We start from the raw sequence: 27000 nt of genomic DNA, 5'->3' as shown, positions 1-27000 counted from the left end.
AAGGCGCTTATGTCGATCTGGGAATACGCCAATCCGGTGAAATTCATCCGCACCACGGACAAGTTGATGCCGTGGTTGTCCGTCGCGGCCATCGTCTGTCTGGTGGGCGGCTTGATCTGGGGCTTTTTCTTCACCCCTGACGATTACCGCCAAGGCTCGACCGTCAAGATCATCTACCTGCATGTGCCTTCGGCGCTGATGGCGATCAATGCGTGGCTGATGATGCTTCTGGCCTCGCTGATCTGGATCGTCCGGCGCCACCATGTCAGCGCCTTGGCCGCGCGCGCCGCCGCGCCGGTGGGCGCGACGATGACGGTGATCGCCTTGGCCACCGGCGCGATCTGGGGCCAGCCCATGTGGGGCACATGGTGGGCCTGGGACCCGCGCCTGACCTCGTTCCTGATCCTGTTCCTGTTCTATCTGGGCTACATGGCGCTGTGGTCGGCCATCGAGAATGACGACACCGCCGCCGACCTGACCTCGATCCTCTGCCTCGTCGGCTCGGTCTTTGCCTTGCTCAGCCGCTATGCTGTGAACTTCTGGAACCAAGGGCTGCATCAGGGCGCGTCCCTGTCGCTCGATGCCGAGGAAAACGTGGCCGATGTGTTCTGGTTCCCGCTTCTGGTCTGCATCGCGGGCTTCGTTTTGCTGTTCATCGCGCTGGTCTTCTTGCGCACGCAGACGGAAATCCGGGCGCGCCGGGCGCGCGCCCTTTTGGCACGGGAGCGTTCGACATGATGCCGGACCTTGGGAAATACGCGGGCGCGGTTTTGTCATCCTACGCGGTGTCCATCGCGCTGATCGTCATCCTCGTCGCGTCGTCCGTCCTGCGCGCGCGCAAGGTGCGGGCCGAGCTGGAGCGGATCGAGGAAAGGCAGCGCCATGGCAAAAGGTAGGATCTCGCCCCTGATGTTCGTGCCGCCGGTGGTCTTTGCGATCTTCGGCGCGCTGTTCTTTTTCGGGCTGGGGCGCGAGGGCGCGGACCGGCTGGAAAGCGTCTTCGAGGGCAAGCCGCATCCGGTCATGACCGAGGTGGCCCTGCGCGGCTACGATCCGATCACGCCGGACATGCTGGCGGACGGGCAGGTGACGCTGGTCAATTTCTGGGCCAGCTGGTGCCCGCCCTGCCGGTTGGAACACCCCAAGCTGCTGGAGATGGCCGAACAGGGCATCAAGATCGTCGGCGTGAACTTCAAGGATCAGGAGGCGCAAGCGCTGTCCTATCTGGAGGATGACGGCAACCCGTTCGCGGCGGTTGCCTTCGATCCGGCGGGGCGGACGGCGATCGAATGGGGGGTGACCGGCCCGCCCGAGACTTTCATTCTGGATGGCAACGGCGTGGTGCTGTTCAAGTTCGTCGGCCCGCTGGTCGGCACCGATTACGAACTGCGCTTTGTCCCGGCCTTGGAAGCGGCGCTGAAATAAGCGCCGCGCCCGCCCGTCACAGCGCGCAATCGTCCTGTGACAGGGCTGGCACGCACAGCTTGGGCGGCGTGGTCGGGTTTTCATGGGCGCTGGCATAGGCCCCGAACATCGCCAGAAGAAGAAGCGCGCCAGCCTGGATCACGGTAATCAATTTCATCGTCGTCTGCTTTCTTGTGTCAGGCATAACCTGTGGCCCCAAACTGATTTTTAAACCCCTGACGCGCCTCTGGCGAAGCCGGGACTTTCCGTGAATGTTCAAGACTTGCGCAGCTTTGCGCCGAGTGGCGCGCATTTGCGCAAGTTGTTGCCGCAAATCGGCGGCGAGCGTCATGTCGATGGGGAAAAGCTAGCCGGTCTTCCCGGCGTCGTCAGGTGGGGAATACCTGCCTCTGGCGCGCGTTGGCGCCTCAGCGCTCGTTCGCGCCCTTGCCCGCGAGGATCCTGTCGCGGCTGCGCGCGATTCGGGCGTGACGCGTGGCGCTGGTCTTGGCCGAGGACAGCAGGATCACGTAGCTGCGCTGGCGGCCGGGGGTCAGAGCGTCGAAGGCTGCGGACAGCTCCGGTTCGTCGGACAGGGCCTCGACCAGTTCGTCGGGCCATGCGACATCCGGCGCGGATCGTTTCGGTGGCTTGCCCGTGGCGGCCTGCGCCTTGGCCTGCGCCAGCAGGGCGCGCAGGGCAGGCAGACGACCCGCGACCTGTGCGCTGTCGGCAAAGCGGATCACGTTGGCGATCCGGCTGTTCGGTCCGGCGCGTGTCAACAGGCCCTCTGGGTCGTCAAGGTCCGCGCAATTCATCAGGGTCAGGCGGAAATCGCCGCGAAAGGCGCCGATCAACGCGGTGTTGCGCCCCTCGTGCATGAAGCAAGGGTGTCCCCATTTCACGGTCTCTGTCAGCCCTTCGCTCAGGCAGAGCGCGCGCAGCGCGGCCAGCCCCTCGGCCCACTGCAGGGCCGAGCAGGCGGGCGTGTCAAAGCGGTCGCACCGCCCGCAGCCCTTGGTGAAATAGTGGTCGGCGTCCGAGATCATGCCCGGAGGCTATTGCGTGGCGGACAGGAAATCCAGCGGGCCCGGCTCATCTGGGAACCGGGGCAGCGCCTCCGTGGCCAGACACCGGTCCGGTGCGCAAAGGCCGGTCAGGTGCAGCGCCCCTGTGGCGAAGCCGAGCACGCCGAGGTTGACGGGAGCGCGGCACAAGGCCTGTCCGCACCCTTCCGACCGGAGGGCAAAAGAAGACCCCGCCTGCGAAGGCGGGGGTCTCGGTCTTGTCCACCATGACGTAGGTCGGGATTAACCCCGACCTACTTTAGGTCCATTCAAGCAGCGGCCAGATTGCGCAGCACGTAGTGCAGCACGCCGCCATGCTCGATGTATTCCACCTCGATCGCCGTATCGATGCGGCACTTGAGGGTGATTTCCTTCACCGAGCCATCGCCATAGGTGATGGTGCAGGGCACTTCCTGAAGCGGCTTGATGGTGTCCAGACCCTTGATGTCGACGCTCTCGTCGCCCTTCAGGCCCAGCGACTTGCGGGTGTCACCGCCGGTGAACTCGAACGGGATGACGCCCATGCCGACAAGGTTCGAGCGGTGGATACGCTCGAAGTTCTCGGCGATAACAGCCTTGACGCCCAACAGCGCCGTGCCCTTGGCGGCCCAGTCGCGCGAGGAGCCCGCGCCATACTGTTCACCGCCAAAGATCACCAGCGGGGTGCCTTGGTCCTGATAGGCCATGGCTGCGTCGTAGATCGCCATCTGTTCGCCGTTCGGGCCCTTGGTATAGCCACCCTCGACGCCGTCCAGCATCTCGTTCTTGATGCGGATATTGGCGAAGGTGCCGCGCATCATGACTTCGTGGTTGCCGCGACGCGACCCGTAGGAGTTGAACTCGCGCACCGGCACCTGACGCTCGATCAGGTACTTGCCCGCGGGCGTCGTGTCTTTGAACGAGCCAGCCGGAGAGATGTGGTCGGTGGTGACCATGTCGCCCAGAACCGCCAGAACGCGCGCGCCCTCGATGTTCGAGATGGTGCCCGGCTCCTTGGACATGCCTTGGAAATAGGGCGGGTTCTGCACGTAGGTCGACGCGGCCGGCCAATCATAGGTCTCGCCGCCATTCACCTCGACGCCCTGCCACTTTTCGTCGCCCTTGAAGACGTCGGCATATTTGGACTGGAAGCTTTCGCGCGTCACGGTCTTTTCGACCAGCTCGGCGATCTCGGCATTCGACGGCCAGATGTCCTTCAGGTAGACGTCGTTGCCGTCCTTGTCCTGACCGATCACATCCGTCGCGATGTTGACGTTCATGTCACCGACCAGCGCATAGGCCACGACAAGCGGCGGCGAGGCGAGGTAGTTGGCGCGGACGTCGGGCGAAATGCGGCCTTCGAAGTTGCGGTTGCCGGACAGGACCGAGGTCGCGACCAGATCGTACTTGTTGATGGCAGCCGAGATCGGGGCGTCCAGCGGGCCGGAGTTGCCGATACAGGTGGTGCAGCCATAGCCCACAAGGTTGAAGCCGATGGCATCCAGATGTTCCTGCAGGCCCGCGGCCTCAAGGTATTCGGACACGACCTGCGAGCCCGGCGCCAGCGAGGTTTTCACCCAAGGCTTGCGGGTCAGGCCCAGCTCATGCGCCTTTTTCGCCACCAGACCCGCGCCGATCATCACGTAGGGGTTCGAGGTGTTGGTGCACGACGTGATCGAGGCGATCACGATCGAGCCGTCATGCAGCTGGTAGTTGCCATCGGCGGTCTCGACATAGCCGCGCTTGTGGCTGCCGGTATCGCCGGGGATGTCGCGGGGCTCGGGCTTGCCGCCTTCGCCTTCCCAGCGGACCTCGTCCTTGGCCGGGACGTCCTGACCGTTGCGCACGCCCTTGATGTAGTCGGCAAAGGCCGGGGCGGCCTTGTCCAGCGCGATGTAATCCTGCGGGCGCTTGGGGCCGGAGATCGCAGGCACGATGGTGCCCATGTCCAGTTCCAGCGTCGAGGAATAGACCGGATCGTAATCCGTGCCACGCCAAAAGCCGTTTTCCTTGGCATAGGCTTCGACCAGCGCGATGCGGTCCTCTTCGCGGCCCGAGACGCGCAGGTAGCGCAGGGTCTCGTCGTCGATCGGGAAGAAGCCACAGGTCGCGCCGTATTCCGGCGCCATGTTGGCGATGGTCGCGCGCTGTGCCAGCGGCAGATTGTCCAGACCCGAGCCATAGAATTCGACGAATTTGCCGACGACGCCATGGGCGCGCAGCATTTCCACGACCTTCAGGACAAGGTCGGTGCCGGTGGTGCCTTCGATCATCTCGCCGGTCAGCTTGAAGCCGACGACCTCGGGGATCAGCATCGAAATCGGCTGACCCAGCATCGCGGCCTCGGCCTCGATCCCGCCGACGCCCCAGCCCAGAACGGCCGCGCCGTTGACCATGGTGGTGTGGCTGTCGGTGCCGACCAGCGTATCCGGGTAGGCCACGGTCTCGCCGTTCTGATCGGTGTCGGTCCAGACGGTCTGGGCGAGATATTCGAGGTTCACCTGATGGCAGATGCCGGTGCCCGGGGGCACGACGCGGAAGTTCTGGAACGCGGTCTGACCCCATTTCAGGAACTCGTAGCGCTCCATGTTGCGCTCATACTCGCGGTCGACGTTCATCTGGAACGCGCGCGGGTTGCCGAATTCGTCGATCATGACCGAGTGGTCGATGACCAGATCGACCGGGTTCAGCGGGTTGATCTTTTGCACGTCGCCACCCAGCGCCTTGATGCCGTCGCGCATCGCGGCAAGGTCGACCACGGCGGGAACGCCGGTGAAGTCCTGCATCAGCACGCGCGCGGGGCGGTAGGCCAGTTCACGATCGCCCTTGCCGCCATTGGTGGCCCAGTCCGAGAACGCCTTGATGTCGTCTTGGGTGACGGTCTTGCCGTCCTCGAAACGCAGCATGTTCTCCAGCACGACCTTCAGCGCGGCGGGCAGCTTGGAGAAATCGCCAAGCCCTGCGGCCTCTGCGGCGGCAATCGAGTAATAAGAGACGGACTGGCCGCCGACGGAAAGCGTCTTGCGCGTGCCCGCGCTGTCATGGCCGACTGTGATGGTCATGGAAAACCTCCGGATGGGGTTACGGAAAATGGAATGCCTCGCGCGTTACATGCCCCAACGCCCAGAGTCGTTCAAGGGGGGTGCGGCGTTTTAGTATACCATTGTATGCGAAAAATTTGCCGTTTCGGGGCCGGGTCCTGCGGCATCCCTGTCACGGGTGGGTCTCAAATGATTGATTGGCATGTTGCAAAGCCATTCTTTATCTCGGCAAGGTAGCCTTTGAAAATGATGGACCGCATGCGCACGCTTCTCCTTGGAACAGCTTTCTGTTTGACCGCAATGGCCGGTTGGGCCCAGTCCCAGACCAATCCCGTCGTGGTTGAGCTGTTCACCTCGCAGGGCTGCTCCTCCTGTCCTGCCGCCGACGCGCTGCTGGCAGAGCTGGGCGGGCGCGAGGATGTGATCCCCTTGGCGCTGCATGTGGATTACTGGGATTATATCGGCTGGGAGGATGCCTTTGCCGATCCGCGCTTCACCAAACGGCAAAAGGGCTATGCCCGCGCCGGGGGGTGGAAGATGATCTACACTCCGCAGATCATCATCAACGGCGAGCATGACGTGGTCGGCAATCGCCCGATGAAGGTGGCCGACGGCATCCTGCACGAGGCGCAGGAGCAGGCGCAGGTCTCGCTGGACATTCGGCGCGAGGGCGATGCGCTGCATATCGCCGTGACCCCCATGGCGCCCGTCAAACCCTGCGATATTCACCTTGTCCGCTATGTCGACGGTGCCGAGGTCGACATCCTGCGCGGTGAAAACGCGGGCCGGTCCCTGACCTATACCCATATCGTGCGCGGCTGGGACGTGGTGGGCCAATGGGACGGGCAGGGGACCTATGAGGCCACGGTGCCTGTGACAGGCAGCGATCCCATCGTCGTTCTGGTGCAGGGCAAACGCTACGGGTCCATCGTCGCGGCGGCGCGCTTGCGCTGAAGCTTGGCCTGCCGTTTCGGTTTCCACCGGCGGTGAATCCACATCCATTGACCGGGATCGTCCTTGATCCGCGCCTCCAGCCGACGGGTGGCCTCGCGCATCATCTCGACCGGATCGCCGTGCGGGATCGGCTCTTCGAAGATGGCGTCAAAGCCATAGCGGTCGGGGTGGCGGATGCCGAAGAAGGGCACGACCAGCGCCCCGGTCTTCAGCGCGATATCGGCAATCGAGGTGACGGTGGGCGCGGGCTGGCCGAGGAAGTCGATGCGCACGCCGCCGCTGTCATAAATGTCGAACAGCAGCACCGCCATGCCGCCGGACTTGATATGCTTGATCAGGCCCATCGTGCCACGGCGACCCTGTTCAAAGACCGGCTCGCAGATGTCGTGCATGTTCTGCACGTAATGTGCGTTGAAGAACGGGTTCGACATGGGCCGGATCAGCCCGCCGATCTGGTAGCCGCGCGCGACCATGGCGCAGCGCGCGCATTCGGCGCTGCCATAATGCCCCGAGACGAACAGCACGGGCGTGCCGTCGCGTTTCGCCTGTTCGACGATGGGCAGGCCCGGGCCGCCGACCTCGTAGCGCGCGCCGCGCGCGAGCATTTCGGGGACGTCGTAATTCTCGATGAAGGCACGCCCGACATTGTCGAGCACCTGCGCGGTGATCTGGTTCACCTGCGCCTCTGACGTGTCGGGCCAGACATGGTTCAGGTTGGCGCGCACCCGCTTGTCCCAGCCCACCAGCGGCCCGATCACCCGGCGCACCAGCCCGCCGACCAGCGTCAGGCGCGTGCGCACCGGCAGGCGCAGGGCCAGCCAGATCAGGCCGCGCAGGATGCGGTCTGCCCAACGGTCCTGCCAACCGCCATGGTCGCGCTGCTTTTTCTTCGATGTCGCCAAGCCGGGAGGCCCCCTGTCTTTGGCCCCTGTTTACGCAGCGGGGCGGGGGGCGTCCAGCCTCACTCCTCGTCCGGGTTGAGCAGTTCGATCTCGCCCACGTTGACGAGGTCGCGGATCGCGGCGACCACGGCGCCCATGGCCTTTTCCCCGACCTTGGGTTTGACGGTGCCCTTGGCGTCGGACTCCTCGCGGATGGCCTCGGCCAGACGTTTCGACATGTTGGCCAGCAGGAAGTCGGCGGTGGCGCGCTCGGCCTCGGTGTCGGCGGCGGCGATGGCGGTGGCAAGAACGTCCGCCTCGATGTCGCGGGTGATCTTGGGCACGTCGATGGCATTGAGCCGTTCGGGGATGTTGGCGAAGGTGAAGATCGAGCGGCGGACGGCCTCGGCGAAGTCCTTGTCATCCTCTTCGAGCTGCGAGAGCAGCTCGTCGCGCACGGCGGAATTGGAATAGTTGAGGATCGCGCCAAGGCGTTCGTCCGGGCGGGCCTTGAAGGCCTTGGGCGGTTCTGCATCGATCTGCGCGGCAAGGCTGAGCCCGATGCGGTCGACCGCATCCGGCGTCACGCCGGAGGTCATCGAGACGGCGTAGGAGATCCGCCGGGCCTTGTCGCCGGGCAGCTTGGCCAGCACGAGCGCGGCCTTGGTCACGTCGATCTTGGACATCATGACGGCGGCGACCTCGATCGATTCGCCCTGAACAAGCTGCTCGATCCGGTCCGGGTCCAGCGCGTTGATGCGGTCCCATGGGTTGCCGGTCTGGCGCACCCCGGCCTCCTTGCGCAGGCGCATGGCGGTGCGGGCACTGATCTTGCCATCCAGCGCGTTGAGCGCACCGGCGATGTCGCCGGGGAAGGACAGGCCGACCGATTCCAACTCGTCGGCGAATTCGTTGACCACAAGGTTCAACGTCTCGCGGTCGACATACCGCATGTTTCCCATGAGCAGGGTCAGTTCGGCCTGCGTGTCCTCGGACAGGGACGACAGCGGCACATCGGAGCCCTCGTTGAGCAGGAACTGCACGATGATCGCAGCCTTGGCCTTGCGCGAGAGGGGGCCCATGCCGGCACGGGCGACCGGACCGGGCAAATGTGCAAGAGCGGGAAGATCGGGCATGGCGCGCACCTTTGGGGACGGATCGGACTTGTCCCGGTCAGGGGTAGCGCGTCGAGGTTTCCGGGCCGTTAAGGCGCAAGCGACAATTGTCGGTTTTTTCGGTGCCTTTGCGTGCCGACGGGCGGCCCCGGCGGGGACCGCCCGTCAGGACCGACACGGGGATCGGTCAGCCGGATACCACGGTGCAGGTGTTGGTTTCGGCGTCATATACGGAGCCGTCCGTGCAGGACATCACCTGCTTTTCGTGCCCGGCACAGGAGGCAAAGGCCAAGGCCGGAGCAAAGGCGAGTACCGTGCCGACAATCAAGGTCTTGAGCGTCATTGGAACGTCCTTTTCGTGCTTGAACGCGACAACGGTAACACGGAAGGCGATTCCGTCAAAACGCGCAGCGGTCAGGCTACACGACCGCGTGAGCCTTTGGCACGGACAGGACGGTCAGCGCGCAAGGCGCTTCGAAGCGCCTTGAACCAAGCGCCTTCGAAGGCGCTTGTCCCGCGTGCCGGACGGCGCGGGGTCCAAGGCTTTTCGAAAAGCCTTGCCCGCGCCGGTCGACGATCTCAGTCTTCGCCAAAAACCCGGGCAAAGATCGTGTCGACATGCTTGGTGTGGTAGCCAAGGTCGAACTTCTCGTTGATCTCCTCCTCGGACAGGGCCGCACGCACCTCGTCATCCGCCAGCAGTTCTTCGCGGAAGTCGGTGCGGTGGTCCCAGACCTTCATCGCGTTGCGCTGCACCAGCCGGTACGCATCCTCACGCGACACGCCCGCCTGCGTCAGCGCCAGCAGCACGCGCTGCGACATGACCAGACCGGGGAACTTGTTCATGTTGTCGAGCATGTTCTGCGGGTAGACCAGCAGCTTGTCGATCACCCCGGTCAGGCGCGACAGGGCAAAGTCCAGCGTAATCGTGGTGTCGGGTCCGATGTTGCGTTCGACCGACGAATGCGAAATGTCGCGCTCGTGCCACAGCGCCACGTTCTCCATCGCCGGGATCACGGCCATGCGCACGAGGCGGGCAAGGCCGGTCAGGTTCTCGGTCAGCACCGGGTTCTTCTTGTGCGGCATCGCCGAAGAGCCCTTTTGCCCCATCGAGAAGAACTCCGCCGCTTCCAGAACCTCGGTGCGCTGCATGTGGCGGATTTCGATGGCGATGTTCTCGATACTGGAGGCGATCACGCCCAGTGTCGCAAAGAACGCCGCATGGCGGTCGCGCGGAATGACCTGCGTGCTGATCGGCTCGGGGACGAGGCCCAGCTTATCGCAGACATGCTCCTCCACATGCGGATCGATATTGGCGAAGGTGCCCACCGCGCCGGAAATTGCCCCGGTGGCGATCTCGGCACGGGCGTCGCGCATACGGCTGAGGTTGCGGTCCATTTCCGCGTAGAAGCGCGCAAAGGTCAGGCCCATCGTGGTGGGCTCGGCGTGGATGCCGTGCGAGCGACCGATGCGGATCGTGTCCTTGTGTTCATAGGCGCGCTTTTTCAGCGCCGCCAGCAGCCCTTCGATATCCTTGATCAGGATATCGGAGGCGCGCACCAGCTGCACGTTGAAACAGGTGTCGAGCACGTCCGACGAGGTCATGCCCTGATGCACGAAGCGCGCCTCTTCCGAGCCCACATGCTCGGCCAGATGCGTCAGGAAGGCGATGACGTCATGCTTGGTCACGGCCTCGATTTCATCGATGCGGGCGACGTCGAATTCCACGTCCTTGGCCTTCCATACGGCCTCGGCGTTTTCCTTGGGGATCACACCCAGCTCTGCCATGGCGTCGCAGGCATGCGCCTCGATCTCGTACCAGATCCTGAACTTGGTCTCGGGCGACCAGATGGCGACCATGTCGGGGCGGGAATAACGGGGGATCATGGGCAGCGTCCTTGGCAAAGCGTAACGGTTGCGCGCCGTTTAGCGCCCTGCGGCGTCGGCCTCAAGCATACGTTGCGCCCTGTGCGGTTTTGCGGCATGCGAGGGCCATGCGCAGCTTGACCGACTTCCTTGGCGACTGGACCCTGACCCGGACCATCCTTCAATCGGATGGGACCGAGGGGCGTTTCGAAGGGCGCGCCCGGTGGGAGGCGACCGACGAGGGCGCAGAGTATCACGAGACCGGGCACCTGATCTTGCCGCAAGGGCGCTTTGCCGCGGAGCGGCGCTATCGCTGGACCGAGACGCTGCACGTGTTTTTCGAGGATGGCAGGTTTTTCCATTCGGTTCCGGCGCAGGGCGGGGAAACCGGGCATTGGTGTGACCCTGACCAGTACGATGTGACCTACGCGTTCGGCGCATGGCCCGAATGGTCGTGTCGGTGGCATGTCGTCGGGCCAAGGAAAAACTACACGATGACAAGCGTTTATCGGCGCGGTTGAGGGGATTTTACGACGGTATACCGTTGCATCCCTCTAACATGTTGAAAATCAACATTTTTCCTGTTTACTTTGATCTGACGTCGCGGCATGGTGCGCGAACCCGACCGGAGCCGCGCCATGCCCCCCATTCCCGATCATCCCTTGCGCTACCGCCTCGCCAACGAGCTGCATGCGCGCCCTTTTCCGGCGCTGACGCCGCCGGTGCGGGCGGTCTACCTTGCGATCAAGCAGCCGGTCGATGCGGCCTCGCGCGACCGGGGGCAGGATCTGGCGCATCTGATCGATCTGCTCGACCGCTACGGCACCCAGCATCCGCAGCCGGGTGCCACGCATTTTTCCGGGCAGATCGGGCGGCACATGCTCAAATGGGAGCAGCATACGGAATTCGTGACCTATACGGTCTTTCTCGACGGGCTGGGCGTGCGGCCCTTCGACCCGAACGATTTCGAGGTCTTCCCCGAGGACTGGCTGGACGCGGCCCCGGGCGTTCGGGTCACCTCGGCGCTGCTGCGGGTGGCCGTGCGCCCCGACGACACGGAGATCACCGATCAGGTCGATGACTGGCTGGTGGCCGAAAGCGTCGCCGTGTCCGAGGTGCTGGACGGCGATGCCATCGTCGCGGGCGATTTCCGCATCGATCCCGCCGGGCATCAGCGCTTTGCCGTCTTCGTCAAGGACGGGGTGGGGGAGCGGCGTGTGGGCCGGATCGTCCAGCGCCTGTGCGAGATCGAGACCTACAAGGCCATGTCGATGCTGGGCTTCACCCGGATGCGGCAGATCGGGCCGGACCTGAACCGGATCGACACGGAACTGACCGGGCTGATGCAGCGCATGACCGTCTCGGATGGCGACGAAGAGGCGCGCCTGAAGGCGCTGCTGAGCGTCTCGGCAGAGCTGGAACGGCTCTCGGCGGAAAGCTCGTTCCGGCTGGGCGCGACCGGGGCCTACGAGGCGATTGTTACGCAACGGATTTCGGTCCTGCGCGAGGAGCGGTTTCTGGGGCGGCAGACGTTTTCGGAATTCATGATGCGCCGCTATGATCCGGCCATGCGGACGGTCAACAGCTCGGCGGCGCGGCTGGACAGCATGATCGCGCGGGCTGCGCGCGCGGCGGATCTGTTGCGCACGCGGGTCGAGGTTGGTCGGTCGGCGCAGAACCAGCAATTGCTGGAAAGCATGGACCGGCGGGCAGAGTTGCAGCTGCGGCTGCAAGAGACCGTCGAGGGGCTGTCGGTGGTGGCGATCAGTTACTACGCGGTGTCGCTGGCCGGCTACCTTCTGTATCCGCTGGCCGAGGCATTCGGCCTGTCCAAGGGCACGCTGACCGCGCTGACGGTGGTGCCGGTGGTGGCGTTGGTCTGGTGGATGATCCGCCGCATCAAGACCCAGCACAAGGGGCCAGATCTGTAGGGGGCAAGGCGCTTCGAAGCGCCTTGGATCAAGCGCCTTCGAAGGCGCTTGGACGCAAATTGCAATTTGCGTGGTTCAAGGCTTTTCGAAAAGCCTTGCGCGTCATTCGGCCGGGTGCAGGGCGCCCTGAAGGGCGCCTTTCAGCGCGGCTTGGGTGGCAAGGGCGCCCGCCGCGATGGAAAGGATCGCGAGAACCGGTGCAATGGCCAGCGTCGGCACGCCTGACAGGCCCGCACCCACGGTGCAGCCCCCCGCCAGCACACCACCCACGCCCATCAACACGGCGCCGGTCATATAGCGCCCGGTCTCGCGCGGCGAGGTGAAGCTGGTCCATGCCAGCCGCCGCGCAGCGAGCGCCGAGACGAAGCTGCCGACCAGCACGCCGCCGATCAGTCCCGCGCCGAAGCCCGCCGGGATCGAGGTCGAGGCGATCAGGTAGAACAGCGTATCGGACCAGGTCGAGGTGAAGGCGAGGCTCTCCATCGCGACCGGATCGAAGTCATCATACAGCACGAACCCCGTAGCAACCCAGCCCAGCGGCACCAGCGCGCCCAGCAGGGCTGCCCCCAGCAGGGGCAGGGGGCGGTTGCCGGACCGCGCCGCATAGGCCAGTGCCAGCACAGCAATCGCCGCCGTCCAGACCATCGCGCTGCCCGGCAGCGCGGCGCTGTCCAGCGACACGGTCCAGCTGCCCAAGCCGGTACGAACCGGCGCCAGAACGCCCTTGAGCATCGCATGTGCGGCGATTGCGAACACCGCCAGCACGGTCCAGGCGCGCAGGTTGCCGGTTGCCGCCAGCACGGTCAGGCGCGACGCGCAGCCGCGCGTCAGCACCATGCCCGCGCCGAACAAGGCTCCGCCGATCACCAGTGCCGCAACCGGCAGGTCGGTGGCGAGGTAGCGGTGATCCTCGAAGCTGATCCATTCCATTGCAACGGCCCCTTGGGTCCCCAGCACCGCCACGGCCAGCGCCGTCAGCCAGATCCCCATCGCTTGGCGGCGATCCTCGCCGACCAGAGCGCGGCGGAAACAGAATTTGGTCCGTTCGGCAAGGATGCCGAACAGCGCGCCCAGTGCGAGGGCAAAGAACACCGCAGCCTGCGGCGCGGTGAGGGTCTCGAAGCCGAATGTCTCGAACATGTCTGTCTCCGGGGTTCTGGAATTCTGTCCCAGATGGAGCCCTTTGTGTCGCCTGACAAGACCGCTTGCACCGGGGAGCGGATCACAAATCGGAACACTGTTCCGATTTCCACCAAGGGTCATGGAACGCCTGTTCCATGCTGGACGGATCGCGATGCAGGGATGTTTTGCCGCCGGGCGGGCAGGCTTGAAGCCTGTCCTTATTTGCGCAAGCGGGCCGCCCCACGTGGTGAGGCGGCCCTGTGCCGGTCAGCGCCCGCGCGTGCGCGGGTCAAGGGCGTCGCGCAGACCGTCGCCGAGATAGTTCACCGACAGAACCGTCAGCGAGATCGCGATGCCGGGCAGCATGACGCGCTCCGGAAAGCGTTCCATCCGTACGACCGCATCGGCCAGCATCTTGCCCCATGTCGGGTAATCGGACGGGAAGCCGACACCGAGGAAGGACAGGGCGGATTCCGTGATGATCGCCGTGGCGAGGCCCAAGGCGGCGGACACCATGATCGGTGACAGCACATTGGGCAGCAGGTGGCGACGGATGATCTTGCCATTGGTCGTGCCGATTGACCGCGCCGCGAGGACGAATTCACGCTCCTTGATGGCAAGGATATCGCCGCGCACGATGCGCGCCGTGGGCATCCACGAGGTGATCGCGATGATCGTCACGATCAGGATGAACATGCCGCCTTCGGGGCTGCCTGCGAATTCCCGCAAGGGCTGGCGGAACAGGGTCACGGCCAGCAGCAGCAGCGGCAGGATCGGCAGGGCGAGGAACAGGTCGGTGGTGCGCATCAGCAGCCCGTCGACCCGTTTGAAATAGCCCGCCAGAACCCCGATCGACGTGCCGATGAACAGCGACAGAAGCATCGCCGCCCAGCCCACGGCCAGCGACACGCGGCCGCCTGCGATCATCTGGGCGAGGTTGTCGCGCCCCAACTGGTCCGAGCCCAGCGGCTTGGCCCAGCTGGTCTTGGCGCTGCTGTCCCAGATGGCGGTGTAGATCGGGCGCATGTCCTTGTTGCGGATGTCGAGCTTTTGCGGGTCGACCGTCCAGAGCCACGGCCCGATCACCACGGCGAGCGTGATGAAGACCAGAAAGCCAAGGCCCAGCATGGCGCCCTTGTGTTTGCGAAACTGGTCCCAGATGTCGCGCGCCCGCGAGGTGGGCGGCGATTGCGGAACCGTGTCGGTGAGCGCGCCGATGGCGATCAGGTCGTCCTGGGGGCTGTCAGTCATAGCGGATCCGCGGGTCGAGGACGCCGTAAAGGATATCGGCGACGAGATTGAAGAGCACGATGAGCACCGCAAAGATGAAGGTCAGCGTCATCACCATCGGCAGGTCGTTGGCGAAGAGCGCGGTCAGCAGCAGCTGGCCGATTCCGTTCACCTTGAAGACGTTCTCGGTGATGATGGCGCCACCGAAGATGGCGGGGATGCCGAGGGCGATCACCGTGACCACCGGGATCATCGAGTTGCGCAGCACGTGGACATTGACGACCACCGCCTCGGACAGGCCCTTTGCGCGGGCGGTGCGGACATAGTCCTGCCGCAGGTTGTCGAGCATCGAGGCGCGCATGTAGCGGCTGAGCTGCGCGGTGATCTGCAGCGCCAGCACCATGACCGGCATGATCATCTGCTGCAGCTGGATCTTGAAGCTGGCCCAGTCGTTGACGACATGGGTGGTGTCATAGATCGAGGGGAACCACCCAAGCTGCACGGAAAAGATCACGATCAGCAGGGGGCCGGTGAAGAAGGGCGGGATGGAAAAGCCCACCATCGACACGAAGGTGCCCGCCTGATCGAAGACGGAATACTGCCGATAGGCGGAATAGACGCCGATCGGCAGGGCAATGAGGATCGCGACCACGTAGGCAACACCGACGACCCAGAGGGTCTGCGGGATGCGCTGGATGATGATGTCCATCACCGGCGAGCGGGTCTGCCATGAGATCACGCGCAGATCACCGGCGGAGAAGGCGGTGCCGAAGATGTGGTCGATCAGGACTTGGGGTTCGATCCAGAAGACCTGAACCAGCCATTTCCAATACTGCACGAGCGGGGGCTGGCCGAGGCCGAGGGCTTCGCGCATCTTCTGTTTCACTTCCGGCGGCACGGTCAGCGGGACCTGTGCCATCGGGTCGCCGGGGGCGAGCTGAAGCAGCATGAAGATGACGAAACTGATGAACAGAAGCGTCGGGATCGAAAGGATCAACCGTCGCACGGCATATGTGAGCATCTGGCGCCTCGGTTCGCGGTCTTGTTCTTATGTGAAAGTAGGATGGGTGATCACCCATCCTACCCAAGGGCTGGCAAAGTAGGATGGGTGATCACCCATCCTACCTCAACGATCACTCGTCGATGCGGTACCAGTCAGCGACGTTCCACAGCTCGCTGTCCCAGACGTTCAGGTCGACACCGCCAAGGCTGTTGGCATGGGCCGACAGACGGCCACGGTGCACCAGCGGGATCATCATGCCACGCTCGAACGCCATCTTGGACAGTTCACGCCCGATGCGCTGACGCTCGGCCATGTCGGCGGTCTGGGTCAGCTCCAGGTGCAGCGCGTCGTATTCCTCGTCGCAGAAGCGGCTGATGTTCTCGCCCTGCCACTGGGTTTCCGGACGCGGGGCCTTGTCGCACAGACCGTTGCCCAGATAGGCCTGCGGATCGGTGCCGTTGAAGGTGTTGGCGTACATTTCCACATCGGCATAGAACTTCTGGAAGGTGTCGGGCGAGCCCGGGTCACCGCCGAAGAAGACCGACGAATCGACGTTGCGCAGTTCGGATTCGATGCCGATCTCGCTCCACCATTCCTTGATCAGCGCCTGGAAGTCCTGACGCACGGCGTTGGTCGAGGTCTGGTAGACGATCGACAGCGGCACGCCGTCCTTCTCGCGGATGCCGTCGCCATCGGTGTCGACGATGCCCGCATCGTCCAGCATCTTCTTGGCGCCTTCGATGTCCTGCACGTCGCAGCCCGGCACGTCGGAATAGGCGAAGGCCTCGGGCGCGGGGACCCAGGAACAGGTGGGCTTGCCCGCCTGACCATAGCCGACCTCGACCAGCAGCGGGCGGTCGATGGCCATCGACATCGCCTTGTAGACCGCCGGATCACCCAGGAACGGATGCGGGCGCACGACCGAGCGCTCATCCGGGCCGAGGTTCGGATCGGGGTTGGTGTTGTTCAGCATGATGCGTTCCATCAGCGGGCCAAAGCCCGCGACCGGCACGCCCTTGCCGCCCGCTTCCATCTCGGAGATCACGTCGGGGGCCAGCTGCAGGTTCCACGCATAGTCGAACTCGCCGGTTTCCATGACGGCGGTGCCCGCCGCCGCCGCATCGCCGCCGCCCTTGAAGGTCACGGTGGCAAAGGCGGGCTTGGCCGGGTCACGGTAGTTCTCGTTCGCCTTCATGGTGATCACGTCGTTCGGCTTGAACTCGGTGACGACGAACGGGCCGGTGCCGATCGGATTGAAGTTCTCTTCGGTGCAGGTCGAGGCCGCGGCACCCATGCAGTTCTCGAACTGGGCCTTTTGCAGGATCGGGCTTTCGCCACCCACGAACGGGCCATAGGGGTTGGGCGTCGCTTCCTCGAAGTTCACGATCACGGTCAGCGGATCGGGAGTTTCGACGCTGGTCACGCCGCCGAACTTGGTCAGCTGCGCGCAGCCGCCTTCGGGATGGGTGCAGTATTCATAGGTGAATTTCACGTCTTCCGAGGTGAAATCGCTGCCATCGGACCACTTCAGGCCCGGGGTGATCTTCCACGTGATCGACTTCAGGTCTTCGGAAACGCCGCCATTGTTCACGGTGGGCACGTCTTCGACCAGCCACGGCACCAGTTCACCGGCAGAGTTGTAGCGCGCCAGCGGCTCGATGATCATCGACGCCGATTCCACGTCTTTCGTGCCGCCCGACAGGAACGGGTTCAGGATCGAAGGCGCCTGCCAGTAGATGATTCTGACTTCGCCATCCGAGGCGCGCTCGGCAAAGGCGGCGGGGGCAAGCGCAGCGGTGGCCACGGCCCCAAGCATCAGCGACTTGAGTCTCATTCGTCTCTCCTTGTTGGTCGGGAGGGCCTCATGGACCTTCCCTGTTTTTTGACTTCTTGGTAGGAAATTCATCGACCAAAGCGCCTTCGGTATGCAACCGTCAAACGCATCTGACACGAAATTTACCCACCCTGACCCCATCGAAAACGGAAGATGATCAAAATGCAAGCATTGCCTAAGGTCAGGGCAGTCCAACCCTTTACACCGCTGATGGGCTGAGCCTAGCCTTTCGCCACAAGACAAGACAGGGAACGCCAATATGCTGGATGCCTCACCGGCCGCACCGATTGCCCGTATCGAAAAGCTGCGGGTCGAGTTCGAAACCAAGGGCGGCACGGTCGTGGGGGTCGAAGATGTCTCGTTCGAGATCGCGGCGGGCGAAACCGTCTGCGTGGTGGGCGAATCGGGTTCGGGCAAGTCGGTCTCTTCGCTGTCGCTGATGCGGCTGGTGGAATATGGCGGCGGCAAGATCGCCGGCGGGCGGCTTCTGTTCGACCGCAAGGAGGGCGGCGAGATCGACCTTGCCACCGCCGAACAGTCGCTGATGCGCACCATTCGCGGCAACGAGATCGGCATGATCTTCCAAGAGCCGATGACCGCCCTGAACCCGGTCTTCACCGTCGGGCGGCAGCTGACCGAGGGATTGCGCGTCCACCGTGGCCTGTCCAAGAAGGAGGCCACCGCCGAGGCGCTCAAGCTGTTGAAAGAGGTGCGTATTCCCGAGCCGGAGCGGCGCCTGACGCAATACCCGCACGAATTGTCGGGCGGCATGCGGCAGCGCGTGGTCATCGCCATGGCACTGGCCTGCAAACCGCGCCTGCTGATCGCGGATGAGCCCACAACGGCGCTGGACGTGACCATTCAGGCGGAAATCCTCGCCCTGATGGACCGCCTCAAGCGCGAGACCGGCACGGCGGTGATGTTCATCACCCATGACATGGCCGTGGTCGCGCAGATGGCCGACCGCGTGGTGGTGATGTTCCGGGGCAACAAGGTCGAGGAAGGCACCGCCGAGGAAATCTTCGAACGCCCGCAACACCCCTATACCCGTGCGCTCTTGGCCGCTGTGCCCAAGCTGGGCGAGATGACCGGCAAGGACCTGCCCGAGCCGATGAAGCTGGTGGGCCAGACCGACCACAAGACCGACCCGATTCCCGGCACCAACGAGCCGCTCTTGACCGTCGAGGGGCTGACCACGCGCTTTCCGGTCAAGGGCGGATTCTTTCGCCGCACGGTGGCCAATGTCCACGCGGTCGAGGATCTGAGCTTTACCCTCAACAAGGGGCAGACGCTGAGCCTTGTGGGGGAATCGGGCTGCGGCAAGTCCTCGGCGGGGCGCTCTGTGCTGCGTCTGGTCGAGCCGATGAAGGGCAAGGTCATGCTGGACGGCGTCGACGTGATCGGCCTGTCGCCCAACCAATTGCGCGACGCGCGGCGCGAGATGCAGATGATCTTTCAGGATCCGTTCGCCTCGCTGAACCCGCAACTGCCGCTGGCCGATCAGGTGGCCGAACCGATCCACAACTACCGCACCGAACGCGGCAGCGCGGTGATGGACAAGGTCGCCAACCTGTTCGACCGGGTCGAACTGCCGCGCAGCTTCATGCGCCGCTTTCCGCACGAATTGTCGGGCGGCCAGCGTCAGCGCATCGCCATCGCCCGCGCGTTGGCCCTGAACCCCAAGCTGATCGTCGCCGACGAGGCGGTGTCGGCGCTGGACGTGTCGGTGCAGGCGCAGGTCTTGAACCTGATGATGGAATTGCAGGCGGAACTGGGCCTCGGCTACCTGTTCATCAGCCACGACATGGCGGTGGTCGAGCGCGTCAGCCACCATGTGGGCGTGATGTATCTGGGCCGCATCGTCGAAATCGGCCCGCGCCGCGCGGTCTTCGAGGACCCGCAGCACCCCTATACGCAGGCCCTGATGAAGGCGGTTCCCGTGGCGGACCCGCGTCGGCGCAAGTCGGAAAAGGACCTGAATTTCAAGCCGATCCCGTCGCCGATTCATCCGGTGGGGCATGAACCCGCGCCCTCGGAATATCGCGAAGTGTCGCCGGGGCATCATGTTCTGACGACCGATAGCGGATACTGAGCGGGTCGGGAGGGGCGCTGCCCCTCGGCCCTTCGGGCCTCACCCCGAGGTATTTTGAGACCAAAGAAGCCATGAAAAGGTATCGTATGGCCGACCGGCTGACCCCGAGACAGATCCTAGAAACGCTGGTGGGGTTTCCCACCGTCAGCCGTGACACCAACCTGCCGTTGATCGACTGGGTGCAGGATTATCTCGCGTCGCATGGGATCGAGGCCGAGCGGCATGTCAAACCGGACCAGCCGCACAAGGCGGCGCTGTTTGCGCATGTCGGTCCTTGGGACGCGGGCGGGGTGGTGCTGTCCGGTCATACGGATGTGGTGCCGGTGGATGGGCAGGACTGGTCCACCGACCCTTGGGTCGTGACCGAGAAGGACGGCAAGCTGTTCGGGCGCGGCACCTGCGACATGAAGGGGTTCGATGCGCTCGCCATCTGGGCGCTGGTCGAAGCGCGGCATCGGGGCATCAAACGCCCCTTGCAGATCGCGCTGTCCTATGACGAGGAAATCGGCTGCGCCGGGGCACCGCCCTTGATCGAGGCGATGTCCGGCCTGCCGCGCGCCCGCGACGCCATCATCGGCGAACCCACGATGATGAAAGCCGTCACCGGCCACAAGGGTGGCGTCACGTGGTGGGTGCATGTGCACGGGTTCGAGGTGCATTCCTCGCTTCTGCACACCGGCGTGTCCGCGATCATGTGGGGGGCAAAACTGATCGACTGGGCCAACCACCTCAACGCCTCGCTGCAAGCGGCCGCGCCCGCTGGCATGGCCGCGCTTTTCGACCCGCCCTATACCAATGCACATGTCGGCCAGATCTCGGGCGGCACCGCGCATAACATCGCGGCCAAGGATTGCGAATTCGGCTTCGGCTTTCGCGTCGTTCCGGGCGAAAGCCTTGATGAGTGGCGCGCGCTCTTCCGGGAGCAGGTCGACAAACTCACCACCGAGATGCAGAAAATCCGCCCCGAGGCGTGGATCGAGGTGACCGAGAAATTCTCGCTGCCGCCGCTGGCGCCGGAAGAGGCCAACACCGCCGAGGAACTGGTGCGTCAGATCACCGGCGACAACAGCGAAAACTTCGTCAGCTACGGCACCGAGGCCAGCCATTTCCAGCGCGCAGGCTACAAAGCCGCCGTCTGCGGCCCGGGCTCGATCACCGTCGCGCACCAGCCCGACGAATACCTGACGCTCGCGCAATTTGCAGATGGCCAGCGCTTCATGGAACGGCTGCTGGATACGCTTCAGGTTTCTTCTTGGTAAAAATACCCAAAATCCCACGGTTCCACGCGCCATGACCTTTCCTTTCACGCTCCCACAGCAGCCGGAACACGCCGCGCCGCTTCCCTCAAAGGCCGACCTCGTGGTCATTGGTGGCGGCGTCATTGGCACCTGCACCGCGCTCTACGCGGCGCGGGCCGGGGCGCGCGTCGTCCTTCTGGAAAAGGGCCGCATCGCCGCCGAACAATCCAGCCGCAACTGGGGCTGGATTCGCGTGCAGGGACGCGACATGGCCGAGATTCCCGTGGCGTTGGAGTCGCAGCGTCTTTGGGCGGATCTCGACGCCGAGTGTCAGGGGCGCCTTGGGTTGAAGACCGTGGGCATCTCGTACCTCGCCACCTCCGAGCCCGAGATGGCCGGGTACGAGGCATGGGCCAATCAGGCCAACGCGCTTGGCGCCGGGGCGCGGCTGTTGTCCCGGACCGAGGTTGACCAGATGCATGGCGCGCAGGCCAGCGGCTGGGTCGGGGCGTTGCACACGCCCTCGGACATGAAAGCCGAGCCGTGGGTCGCGGTGCCCGAACTGGCGCGGCTGGCGCGCGAAAGCGGCGTGACCATCGTCGAGCAATGCGCGGTGCGCGGTCTGGACCTGAGCGCGGGGCGCGTCTCGGGGGTCGTCACTGAACAAGGGCGCATTGCCTGTGACAGCGCCGTTTTGGCGGGCGGCGCGTGGTCGGGGCTGTTCCTGCGCCGCCACGGGATCGACATCCCGCAGCTGTCCGTGCGCTCGACGGTGCTGGCCACCGGCCCCTTGCCGCAACGCGTCAGCGGGGCGGGGGTGGACGGCTCCATCGCGTTTCGGCCCCGCGCCGATGGTGGCTACACGCTGGCGCCCGCCGCCTTTGCCGAGCTGATGATCGGCCCCGACGCCATCCGTCACCTGCCGCGCTATCTGAAACTCGCCTTGTCCGGCGAATTCGAGGTCAAGCTGCGCAGCCCCGCGCCCAAGGGCTACCCGGATGCCTTCGGCACGGCGCGCAAATGGGCCGACGATCAGGAAACCCCGTTCGAGCGGATGCGAATCCTGTCGCCCAAGCCCAACCATGCCCGCGCCGCGCAATTGCCGAAACGCTTTGCCGAGCTGTTCCCCGAGATGGGCGAGATCGCGGTTCAGGCGACATGGGCCGGCATGATCGATGTCTTGCCGGACGTGGTGCCGGTGGTGGATCGGGCCGACCAGATTCCCGGTCTGACGATCTGTACCGGCATGTGCGGGCACGGCTTTGGCGCAGGGCCGGGATTTGGCAGGATCACCGCCGATCTGGCGCTGGGGCGCGATCCCGGCATCGACATGTCGCGCTTTCGGGTGCAGCGCTTCTTTGACGGGTCCACGCTGGTGCCCGGGCCGAACCTCTGAAAGCTGACCGCGGGGTCAAATTTTCCGCCCGGGATACTTGCGTCGGTCATGTATCTGACTAGGCTCTCGGCTAGAGACACGCACACGGCCCGCGCCTGCGGGGCGCGCCGACCTGACACAGGAGACCAAAATGCCCGTCAAGAATCGCTTTGCCGAGTTGCAGGACGAGATCACCGCCTGGCGCCGGGATCTGCATGAAAATCCGGAAATCCTGTTCGACACGCACCGCACCGCTGCCATCGTGGCCGAAAAGCTCACGGAATTCGGCTGTGACGAGGTCGTGACCGGAATTGGCCGCACCGGCGTCGTGGGCGTCATCAAGGGGCGCGCGAACGGGTCCGGCAAGGTGATCGGCCTGCGCGCCGATATGGACGCGCTGCCGATCCACGAACAGACGGGCCTCGACTATGCGTCGAAGACCGATGGCGCCATGCATGCCTGTGGCCATGACGGCCATACGGCGATGCTGCTGGGCGCGGCCAAATACCTGTCCGAGACGCGCAATTTCGATGGCACGGTGGTGGTGATCTTCCAACCGGCAGAGGAAGGCGGCGGTGGCGGCAAGGAGATGTGCGATGACGGCATGATGGACCGCTGGGGTATTCAGGAGGTCTATGGCATGCACAACTGGCCGGGCCGCCCCGTGGGCAGTTTCGCAATCCGCGAGGGCGCCTTCTTTGCGGCGACCGACCAGTTCGAGCTGAAGCTCGAAGGGCTGGGCGGCCACGCGGCCAAGCCGCATGAGACGGTGGATACGACGGTGATGGCGGCGCAACTGGTACTGGCGTTGCAGACGATCTCGTCGCGCAGCGCCGATCCGGTGGACCCGGTTGTCGTGTCAGTGACATCGTTCGAAACCTCGTCCAAGGCGTTCAACGTCATCCCGCAGCGTGTCCATATCAAGGGTACCGTGCGGACCCAGACCAATGACATGCGCGCCTTGGCCGAAAAGCGCATCCGCGACATCAGCGCCGGTGTCGCGGCGACGTTTGGCGGGCAGATCGAGGTGGTCTATCACCACGGCTACCCGGTCATGGTGAACCATGGTGAGCAGACCGATTTCGCCCGCGAGATCGCGACCAGCATCTCGGGCGGCTGCGACGAGGCGCCAATCGTCATGGGCGGCGAGGACTTTGCCTTCATGCTGGAGGAGCGTCCGGGGGCCTATATCCTTGTCGGCAATGGCGACACGGCGATGGTGCACCACCCGGAATACAACTTCAACGATGACGCGATCCCGGCGGGTTGTTCCTGGTGGGCCGAAGTGGTCGAAAAGCGGATGCCGATATCGGCGTGAAACAGAAAGTAGGATGGGTGATCACCCATCCTACCTTGAACTGGCCTAGCGGATCGGTTTGCCGGACCGCCCCTTGATCCGCTTGGCTTCCTTCACGACCTTGCCGAACCGCTTCGCCTTGGCGCGCGTCTCGGAGAGGGTTTCGGAATTGCGCGCATCCTCGGCCCGCAGCGCCTGCCAGCGCGCCAGCCGCTCAGCGTCCATCGTCCCGGCCTCGATGGCGGCGCGCACGGCACAGCCCGGCTCCGTCTCATGCGCGCAATCGCGAAAACGGCAGTGCTCAGCCAGATCTTCTAGATCGTCGAACAATTGCGACAGGCCCTCGTCCGCGCCGGTGATGGCAAGTTCGCGCATCCCCGGCGTGTCGATCAGCCAGCCGCCGGCCCGGGTGGGCAGCAGTTCGCGGAAGGTCGTGGTGTGCCGCCCCTTGGCATCGTCCTCGCGGATGGCCGCCGTGGCGGCTTGGCTCAGAGACAGGGCGTTGCGCAGGGTCGTCTTACCAACCCCGGACGAGCCCACCAAGGCCAAGGTCTGGCCGTCCCTGCACCAGGCTTCGAGCCTCTGCGCATCCTCCGGGTCCTTGGCGTTCAGCGCCAGCGCCGTGACCAGCGGCGAAAGCCGTTCGGCCTGTTTCTCGAACAGGCGCGGGTCGTCGACCTGATCGGCGCGGGTCAAAACGATCAGCGGCAGCGCGCCCGAGGCCAGCACCAGCGCCAAATAGCGTTCCAGCCGGGCCGGGTTGAAATCGGCATTGCAGCTGGTGACGATGGCGATCGTCTGCATGTTGGCGGCGATGCGTTGTTTCGCCACCGTCTCGCCAGCCGCGCGGCGCGACAGGTCGGTCTGTGCGGGCAGCAGGTGGCGGGCGATGTCGCCATCCCTGAGCACCCAGTCGCCGACCGCGTAGACCGAGGTCCGTTGGACCGGAACAAGCGATTGGCTGCCATCCGGAAAAAGCACCTCGATCCGGTCGCGATGCACGGCGCTGACCCGCGCAGGCGGCAGGGTCGGGTCAACGTCGGCGGCGGCGCGTGCGAAGAAATCCGACCATCCAAGGTCGGCCAATGTGAAATCCGTCAATGCGGGAAACTCCGATAGAGCATTCGTTTAGGCCCGCCTTGCTTGGCAAGGCGGCGGTCAGGTGTCACGGGTGGGGGTAACCCCAAGTCCCGGTCAGGGGCGCACAAGCTCCAAACAACCTCCATCGGATTTGTGGCACCAACCTAGCCGTCCGAGAGGGCGCGCGCAAGCGCTGGCCTTGCGGCGCGTGCCTTGATAAGGGCTGCAAAAGGCAGACGGAGCGGCGAATGACCCCGGTCAACATCATGTGCATCAAGTGGGGCACCCTCTTTGGCCCCGAATATGTTAACCGGCTGTATTCGGGGGTGCGACGCAACATGTCGTGCCCGGTGCGGTTCCTGTGCATGACCGAACATAGCGAAGGGCTACACCCGGATATCGAGGTGCTCGATCTGCCGGTGGAACCCTTTGCCGAGCCGATGGCGCAGGCCTTGGCCGTGGCGAACCGGCAGGGCGCGATGCGCAAGGTGTCGCTGTTCCGCCCCGGGCTTGTGCCCGACTTGCAGGGGCCGGTGCTGGGCTTCGATCTGGACGTGGTGATCACCGGATCGCTGGACGAGATCCACGACCTTGCGCCGGGCACCATCGCCATGCGGCATGACTGGACCGAGGCGCGCAAGGGCCGCCCCACCGGGCATGGCTCGGTCTTTCGGTTCGATCCGGCGCTGCATGGGTTCCTGTACGAAAACCTTGCCGCCAACCCCTATGCAGAGGTCGAGAAGGCGCGCGGCTCCGAGCAGCGCTATACCTCGCACAAGGCGATGGATAACGGTGTTTTCACCTATATTCCGGGCGATTGGGTCGTGTCCTTCAAGTATGACTGCAACCCGTTTCCCGGCAACTGGCTGCACGCGCCGCGCCTGCCAGAGGCGGCGAAGGTGGTGTGCTTCCATGGTCGTCCGAAAATGACCGATGCGCTGGAGGGCTGGAACGGGTCCTTCATCCGGCATTCCAAACCCTGCGACTGGTTGCGCGATCACTGGATCGACCGGGCGCGGGCGGATCTGGGGGCGGACTGGGCATAGGTCCGCACGTTTTGCAAAGGCGGATGCGAGAGGGCTGTCTGCCCTCTCGCGCTCTCCCGAAGGTATTTGCGGACCAAAGAAGCAGGGGCCGGGCGTGATTTCGCCGGGCATGTGCTTGCCCATCGGGGGGCAGGCGCGGTAAGAGCGGATTCAACAGATATTATGAGAGGGCAGAGCCATGGCACGTCGCGTTGTGGTCACAGGGCTTGGACTGGTGACGCCGCTGGCAAGCGGGGTCGAGGAAACATGGTCGCGTCTGCTGGACGGCCAGTCGGGGGCGGGGCCGATCACCAAGTTCGATGCCTCGGGCTTGGCGACGACCTATGCCTGCGAGGTTCCCTACGGCGACGGCACCGACGGGACGTTCAATCCCGACGACTACATGGACAAGAAAGAGCAGCGCAAAGTGGATGAGTTCATCCGCTTCGGCATCGCCGCCGCCGATCAGGCTGTGCGGGACGCGGGCTGGGCGCCGACCGATACCGAAAGCCTCGAGCGCACTGGTGTGATGATCGGCTCTGGCATCGGCGGTTTGGACGCGATTGCGCAGACCGCTTACCTGATCCGGGACAAGGGGCCGCGGCGCGTGTCGCCCTTCTTTATTCCGGGTGCGCTGATCAACCTGATTTCCGGGAACGTGTCGATCCGTCATGGCTTCAAGGGGCCGAACCATTCGGTCGTGACCGCCTGTTCGACCGGCGCGCATGCGATTGGCGATGCGGCGCGTCTGATCAAGTATGGCGATGCGGACGTGATGGTTGCGGGCGGTGCGGAAATGGCGATCTGCGAGATCGGCATCGCGGGCTTTAACGCCTGCAAGGCGCTGTCCACAAAGCGCGCCGATGACCCGACCAAGGCGTCGCGTCCCTATGATGCCGACCGCGACGGGTTCGTCATGGGCGAGGGCGCGGGCGTCGTCGTGCTGGAGGAATACGAGCACGCCAAGGCGCGCGGCGCCAAGATCTATGCCGAGGTTTGCGGCTACGGCCTGTCGGGCGACGCCTATCACATCACCGCGCCCTCCGAGACGGGCGAGGGCGGCGAGCGGTCCATGCGCGCGGCGCTGCGCGATGCCGGGCTGGAACCGTCGGCCATCGACTATATCAACGCGCATGGCACCTCGACCATGGCGGATACGATCGAACTGGGTGCGGTGGAACGCCTGTTGGGCGATGCGGCGACGAAGGCGACCATGTCCTCGACCAAATCCGCCACCGGCCACCTGCTGGGGGCTGCGGGCGCGATCGAGGCGATCTTTTCGATCCTTGCGATCCGCGATCAGGTCGCCCCGCCGACGATCAACCTCGACAATCCGGCGGTCGACACCCCCATCGACCTCGCCCCGAATGCCAAGCGTGAGCGCGAAATTGCCTATGCGCTGTCGAACAGCTTTGGTTTTGGCGGCACCAACGCATCCGTGATCTTCGGCAAGCTGGACTGACCGG

At 64.5% G+C, this 27000-nt stretch carries 25 protein-coding genes; 12 read left to right on the top strand and 13 right to left on the bottom strand.

The window, feature by feature from the left end; translation table 11 throughout:
- Positions 1-9: 9 nt before the first annotated feature.
- Genes D8Z78_RS01895 through D8Z78_RS01885 form a run of 3 tightly spaced genes read left to right on the top strand, consistent with a single transcriptional unit; the run spans position 10 to position 1425 of the window.
- Positions 10-738, top strand: a complete 729-nt coding sequence (locus D8Z78_RS01895; RefSeq protein ID WP_128910564.1) for a heme ABC transporter permease — start codon at positions 10-12, stop codon at positions 736-738.
- On the top strand, positions 735-896 hold the full coding sequence (ccmD, locus tag D8Z78_RS01890) for a heme exporter protein CcmD (protein ID WP_128910563.1): 162 nt from the start codon (positions 735-737) through the stop codon (positions 894-896). The genes D8Z78_RS01895 and ccmD overlap by 4 nt, the downstream gene beginning before the upstream one ends.
- Positions 883-1425 (top strand): DsbE family thiol:disulfide interchange protein, encoded by a 543-nt coding sequence (locus D8Z78_RS01885; RefSeq protein WP_128910562.1) that lies wholly within the window; start codon positions 883-885, stop codon positions 1423-1425. Before ccmD ends, D8Z78_RS01885 begins: the two co-directional genes overlap by 14 nt.
- 16 nt (positions 1426-1441) lie before the next feature.
- Here D8Z78_RS01885 and D8Z78_RS24480 read toward each other — a convergent pair whose 3' ends face one another.
- From D8Z78_RS24480 to acnA, 4 genes are all read right to left on the bottom strand, one after another.
- A complete protein-coding gene (locus D8Z78_RS24480) occupies positions 1442-1582 on the bottom strand; it encodes a hypothetical protein (RefSeq protein ID WP_164932861.1) in 141 nt (46 codons plus the stop codon).
- A gap of 250 nt (positions 1583-1832) precedes the next feature.
- Positions 1833-2453: a YdeI/OmpD-associated family protein gene (locus tag D8Z78_RS01880; RefSeq protein ID WP_128910561.1), complete on the bottom strand. Its 621-nt coding sequence runs from the start codon at positions 2451-2453 to the stop codon at positions 1833-1835.
- 9 nt (positions 2454-2462) lie between these two features.
- Complete coding sequence (locus tag D8Z78_RS24475; RefSeq protein WP_164932860.1) at positions 2463-2621, bottom strand: hypothetical protein; 159 nt, start codon at positions 2619-2621, stop codon at positions 2463-2465.
- Between the two features lie 119 nt (positions 2622-2740).
- The gene (gene acnA / locus D8Z78_RS01875) at positions 2741-5512 is read right to left on the bottom strand and encodes an aconitate hydratase AcnA (protein ID WP_128910560.1); all 2772 of its coding nucleotides are present in this window, start codon (positions 5510-5512) and stop codon (positions 2741-2743) included.
- Positions 5513-5749: 237 nt separating this feature from the next.
- Between acnA and D8Z78_RS01870 the strand changes: the two genes are divergently transcribed.
- Positions 5750-6445 (top strand): DUF1223 domain-containing protein, encoded by a 696-nt coding sequence (locus tag D8Z78_RS01870; RefSeq protein WP_128910559.1) that lies wholly within the window; start codon positions 5750-5752, stop codon positions 6443-6445.
- On the opposite strand, the gene D8Z78_RS01865 is transcribed toward D8Z78_RS01870, so the two are convergent.
- The 4 genes from D8Z78_RS01865 to purB all read right to left on the bottom strand — a co-directional run bounded on the left by D8Z78_RS01865 (position 6409) and on the right by purB (position 10328).
- Positions 6409-7347, bottom strand: coding sequence for a lysophospholipid acyltransferase family protein (locus tag D8Z78_RS01865; protein WP_128910558.1), 939 nt, complete (start codon positions 7345-7347; stop codon positions 6409-6411). The two genes, D8Z78_RS01870 and D8Z78_RS01865, sit on opposite strands and share 37 nt — an antisense overlap.
- A gap of 59 nt (positions 7348-7406) precedes the next feature.
- Positions 7407-8462: a flagellar motor switch protein FliG gene (locus D8Z78_RS01860; protein WP_128910557.1), complete on the bottom strand. Its 1056-nt coding sequence runs from the start codon at positions 8460-8462 to the stop codon at positions 7407-7409.
- Between the two features lie 166 nt (positions 8463-8628).
- Positions 8629-8784, bottom strand: coding sequence for a chitin-binding domain-containing protein (locus D8Z78_RS01855; protein ID WP_128910556.1), 156 nt, complete (start codon positions 8782-8784; stop codon positions 8629-8631).
- A gap of 236 nt (positions 8785-9020) precedes the next feature.
- Positions 9021-10328, bottom strand: coding sequence for an adenylosuccinate lyase (purB, locus tag D8Z78_RS01850; protein WP_128910555.1), 1308 nt, complete (start codon positions 10326-10328; stop codon positions 9021-9023).
- 107 nt (positions 10329-10435) lie between these two features.
- Between purB and D8Z78_RS01845 the strand changes: the two genes are divergently transcribed.
- Both D8Z78_RS01845 and D8Z78_RS01840 read left to right on the top strand, forming a co-directional pair.
- Positions 10436-10828 carry a DUF6314 family protein gene (locus D8Z78_RS01845; RefSeq protein WP_128910554.1) on the top strand — a complete coding sequence of 131 codons (393 nt, stop codon included), beginning with the start codon at positions 10436-10438 and terminating at the stop codon, positions 10826-10828.
- 117 nt (positions 10829-10945) lie between these two features.
- Positions 10946-12238 carry a DUF3422 family protein gene (locus tag D8Z78_RS01840; RefSeq protein ID WP_128910553.1) on the top strand — a complete coding sequence of 431 codons (1293 nt, stop codon included), beginning with the start codon at positions 10946-10948 and terminating at the stop codon, positions 12236-12238.
- A gap of 102 nt (positions 12239-12340) precedes the next feature.
- Here D8Z78_RS01840 and D8Z78_RS01835 read toward each other — a convergent pair whose 3' ends face one another.
- The 4 genes from D8Z78_RS01835 to D8Z78_RS01820 form a co-directional block, all read right to left on the bottom strand.
- The gene (locus D8Z78_RS01835) at positions 12341-13378 is read right to left on the bottom strand and encodes a YeeE/YedE family protein (protein WP_128910552.1); all 1038 of its coding nucleotides are present in this window, start codon (positions 13376-13378) and stop codon (positions 12341-12343) included.
- Between the two features lie 249 nt (positions 13379-13627).
- A complete protein-coding gene (locus D8Z78_RS01830; RefSeq protein WP_128910551.1) occupies positions 13628-14611 on the bottom strand; it encodes an ABC transporter permease in 984 nt (327 codons plus the stop codon).
- Complete coding sequence (locus D8Z78_RS01825) at positions 14604-15611, bottom strand: ABC transporter permease (RefSeq protein WP_128910550.1); 1008 nt, start codon at positions 15609-15611, stop codon at positions 14604-14606. The genes D8Z78_RS01830 and D8Z78_RS01825 overlap by 8 nt, the downstream gene beginning before the upstream one ends.
- 112 nt (positions 15612-15723) lie before the next feature.
- Entirely contained in the window at positions 15724-17427 is a 1704-nt protein-coding gene (locus tag D8Z78_RS01820; RefSeq protein WP_121631441.1) for a peptide ABC transporter substrate-binding protein, read from the bottom strand.
- A 259-nt stretch (positions 17428-17686) separates the two neighbouring features.
- Here D8Z78_RS01820 and D8Z78_RS01815 point away from each other — a divergent pair, with 259 nt between their 5' ends.
- The 4 genes from D8Z78_RS01815 (at position 17687) to D8Z78_RS01800 (ending at position 23450) form a co-directional block, all read left to right on the top strand.
- On the top strand, positions 17687-19519 hold the full coding sequence (locus D8Z78_RS01815) for an ABC transporter ATP-binding protein (protein ID WP_121631442.1): 1833 nt from the start codon (positions 17687-17689) through the stop codon (positions 19517-19519).
- A gap of 86 nt (positions 19520-19605) precedes the next feature.
- A complete protein-coding gene (gene argE / locus D8Z78_RS01810; RefSeq protein ID WP_121631443.1) occupies positions 19606-20778 on the top strand; it encodes an acetylornithine deacetylase in 1173 nt (390 codons plus the stop codon).
- Between the two features lie 31 nt (positions 20779-20809).
- On the top strand, positions 20810-22153 hold the full coding sequence (locus D8Z78_RS01805) for an NAD(P)/FAD-dependent oxidoreductase (protein ID WP_121631444.1): 1344 nt from the start codon (positions 20810-20812) through the stop codon (positions 22151-22153).
- 130 nt (positions 22154-22283) lie between these two features.
- Positions 22284-23450 carry a M20 aminoacylase family protein gene (locus tag D8Z78_RS01800; protein ID WP_121631445.1) on the top strand — a complete coding sequence of 389 codons (1167 nt, stop codon included), beginning with the start codon at positions 22284-22286 and terminating at the stop codon, positions 23448-23450.
- A 45-nt stretch (positions 23451-23495) separates the two neighbouring features.
- On the opposite strand, the gene rsgA is transcribed toward D8Z78_RS01800, so the two are convergent.
- Positions 23496-24530 (bottom strand): ribosome small subunit-dependent GTPase A, encoded by a 1035-nt coding sequence (gene rsgA, locus D8Z78_RS01795; RefSeq protein ID WP_121631446.1) that lies wholly within the window; start codon positions 24528-24530, stop codon positions 23496-23498.
- A gap of 227 nt (positions 24531-24757) precedes the next feature.
- Here rsgA and D8Z78_RS01790 point away from each other — a divergent pair, with 227 nt between their 5' ends.
- Both D8Z78_RS01790 and fabF read left to right on the top strand, forming a co-directional pair.
- Positions 24758-25555: a glycosyl transferase gene (locus D8Z78_RS01790; RefSeq protein WP_121631447.1), complete on the top strand. Its 798-nt coding sequence runs from the start codon at positions 24758-24760 to the stop codon at positions 25553-25555.
- A gap of 178 nt (positions 25556-25733) precedes the next feature.
- Positions 25734-26996: a beta-ketoacyl-ACP synthase II gene (fabF, locus tag D8Z78_RS01785; protein ID WP_121631448.1), complete on the top strand. Its 1263-nt coding sequence runs from the start codon at positions 25734-25736 to the stop codon at positions 26994-26996.
- Positions 26997-27000 lie beyond the last annotated feature (4 nt).

It is taken from the genome of Tropicibacter alexandrii, assembly GCF_003667315.2.
Taxonomy (GTDB): domain Bacteria; phylum Pseudomonadota; class Alphaproteobacteria; order Rhodobacterales; family Rhodobacteraceae; genus Tropicibacter; species Tropicibacter alexandrii.
Note: the sequence above shows the minus strand (reverse complement) of the source record. Positions and strands in the feature narration are given on the sequence as shown.

What these genes read in the sequence shown, in the direction of transcription:
- D8Z78_RS01860 (WP_128910557.1), bottom strand. Translation starts at nt 8,462, where the DNA reads ATGCCCGATCTTCCCGCTCTTGCACATTTGCCCGGTCCGGTCGCCCGT.
- purB (WP_128910555.1), bottom strand. Translation starts at nt 10,328, where the DNA reads ATGATCCCCCGTTATTCCCGCCCCGACATGGTCGCCATCTGGTCGCCC.
- D8Z78_RS01805 (WP_121631444.1), top strand. Translation starts at nt 20,810, where the DNA reads ATGACCTTTCCTTTCACGCTCCCACAGCAGCCGGAACACGCCGCGCCG.
- D8Z78_RS01830 (WP_128910551.1), bottom strand. Translation starts at nt 14,611, where the DNA reads ATGACTGACAGCCCCCAGGACGACCTGATCGCCATCGGCGCGCTCACC.
- fabF (WP_121631448.1), top strand. Translation starts at nt 25,734, where the DNA reads ATGGCACGTCGCGTTGTGGTCACAGGGCTTGGACTGGTGACGCCGCTG.
- D8Z78_RS24480 (WP_164932861.1), bottom strand. Translation starts at nt 1,582, where the DNA reads ATGAAATTGATTACCGTGATCCAGGCTGGCGCGCTTCTTCTTCTGGCG.
- D8Z78_RS01825 (WP_128910550.1), bottom strand. Translation starts at nt 15,611, where the DNA reads ATGCTCACATATGCCGTGCGACGGTTGATCCTTTCGATCCCGACGCTT.
- D8Z78_RS01895 (WP_128910564.1), top strand. Translation starts at nt 10, where the DNA reads ATGTCGATCTGGGAATACGCCAATCCGGTGAAATTCATCCGCACCACG.
- D8Z78_RS01815 (WP_121631442.1), top strand. Translation starts at nt 17,687, where the DNA reads ATGCTGGATGCCTCACCGGCCGCACCGATTGCCCGTATCGAAAAGCTG.
- D8Z78_RS01840 (WP_128910553.1), top strand. Translation starts at nt 10,946, where the DNA reads ATGCCCCCCATTCCCGATCATCCCTTGCGCTACCGCCTCGCCAACGAG.
- D8Z78_RS01885 (WP_128910562.1), top strand. Translation starts at nt 883, where the DNA reads ATGGCAAAAGGTAGGATCTCGCCCCTGATGTTCGTGCCGCCGGTGGTC.
- D8Z78_RS01870 (WP_128910559.1), top strand. Translation starts at nt 5,750, where the DNA reads ATGCGCACGCTTCTCCTTGGAACAGCTTTCTGTTTGACCGCAATGGCC.
- argE (WP_121631443.1), top strand. Translation starts at nt 19,606, where the DNA reads ATGGCCGACCGGCTGACCCCGAGACAGATCCTAGAAACGCTGGTGGGG.
- acnA (WP_128910560.1), bottom strand. Translation starts at nt 5,512, where the DNA reads ATGACCATCACAGTCGGCCATGACAGCGCGGGCACGCGCAAGACGCTT.
- ccmD (WP_128910563.1), top strand. Translation starts at nt 735, where the DNA reads ATGATGCCGGACCTTGGGAAATACGCGGGCGCGGTTTTGTCATCCTAC.
- D8Z78_RS01845 (WP_128910554.1), top strand. Translation starts at nt 10,436, where the DNA reads ATGCGCAGCTTGACCGACTTCCTTGGCGACTGGACCCTGACCCGGACC.
- D8Z78_RS01800 (WP_121631445.1), top strand. Translation starts at nt 22,284, where the DNA reads ATGCCCGTCAAGAATCGCTTTGCCGAGTTGCAGGACGAGATCACCGCC.
- D8Z78_RS01835 (WP_128910552.1), bottom strand. Translation starts at nt 13,378, where the DNA reads ATGTTCGAGACATTCGGCTTCGAGACCCTCACCGCGCCGCAGGCTGCG.
- D8Z78_RS01790 (WP_121631447.1), top strand. Translation starts at nt 24,758, where the DNA reads ATGACCCCGGTCAACATCATGTGCATCAAGTGGGGCACCCTCTTTGGC.
- D8Z78_RS01820 (WP_121631441.1), bottom strand. Translation starts at nt 17,427, where the DNA reads ATGAGACTCAAGTCGCTGATGCTTGGGGCCGTGGCCACCGCTGCGCTT.
- D8Z78_RS01855 (WP_128910556.1), bottom strand. Translation starts at nt 8,784, where the DNA reads ATGACGCTCAAGACCTTGATTGTCGGCACGGTACTCGCCTTTGCTCCG.
- D8Z78_RS01880 (WP_128910561.1), bottom strand. Translation starts at nt 2,453, where the DNA reads ATGATCTCGGACGCCGACCACTATTTCACCAAGGGCTGCGGGCGGTGC.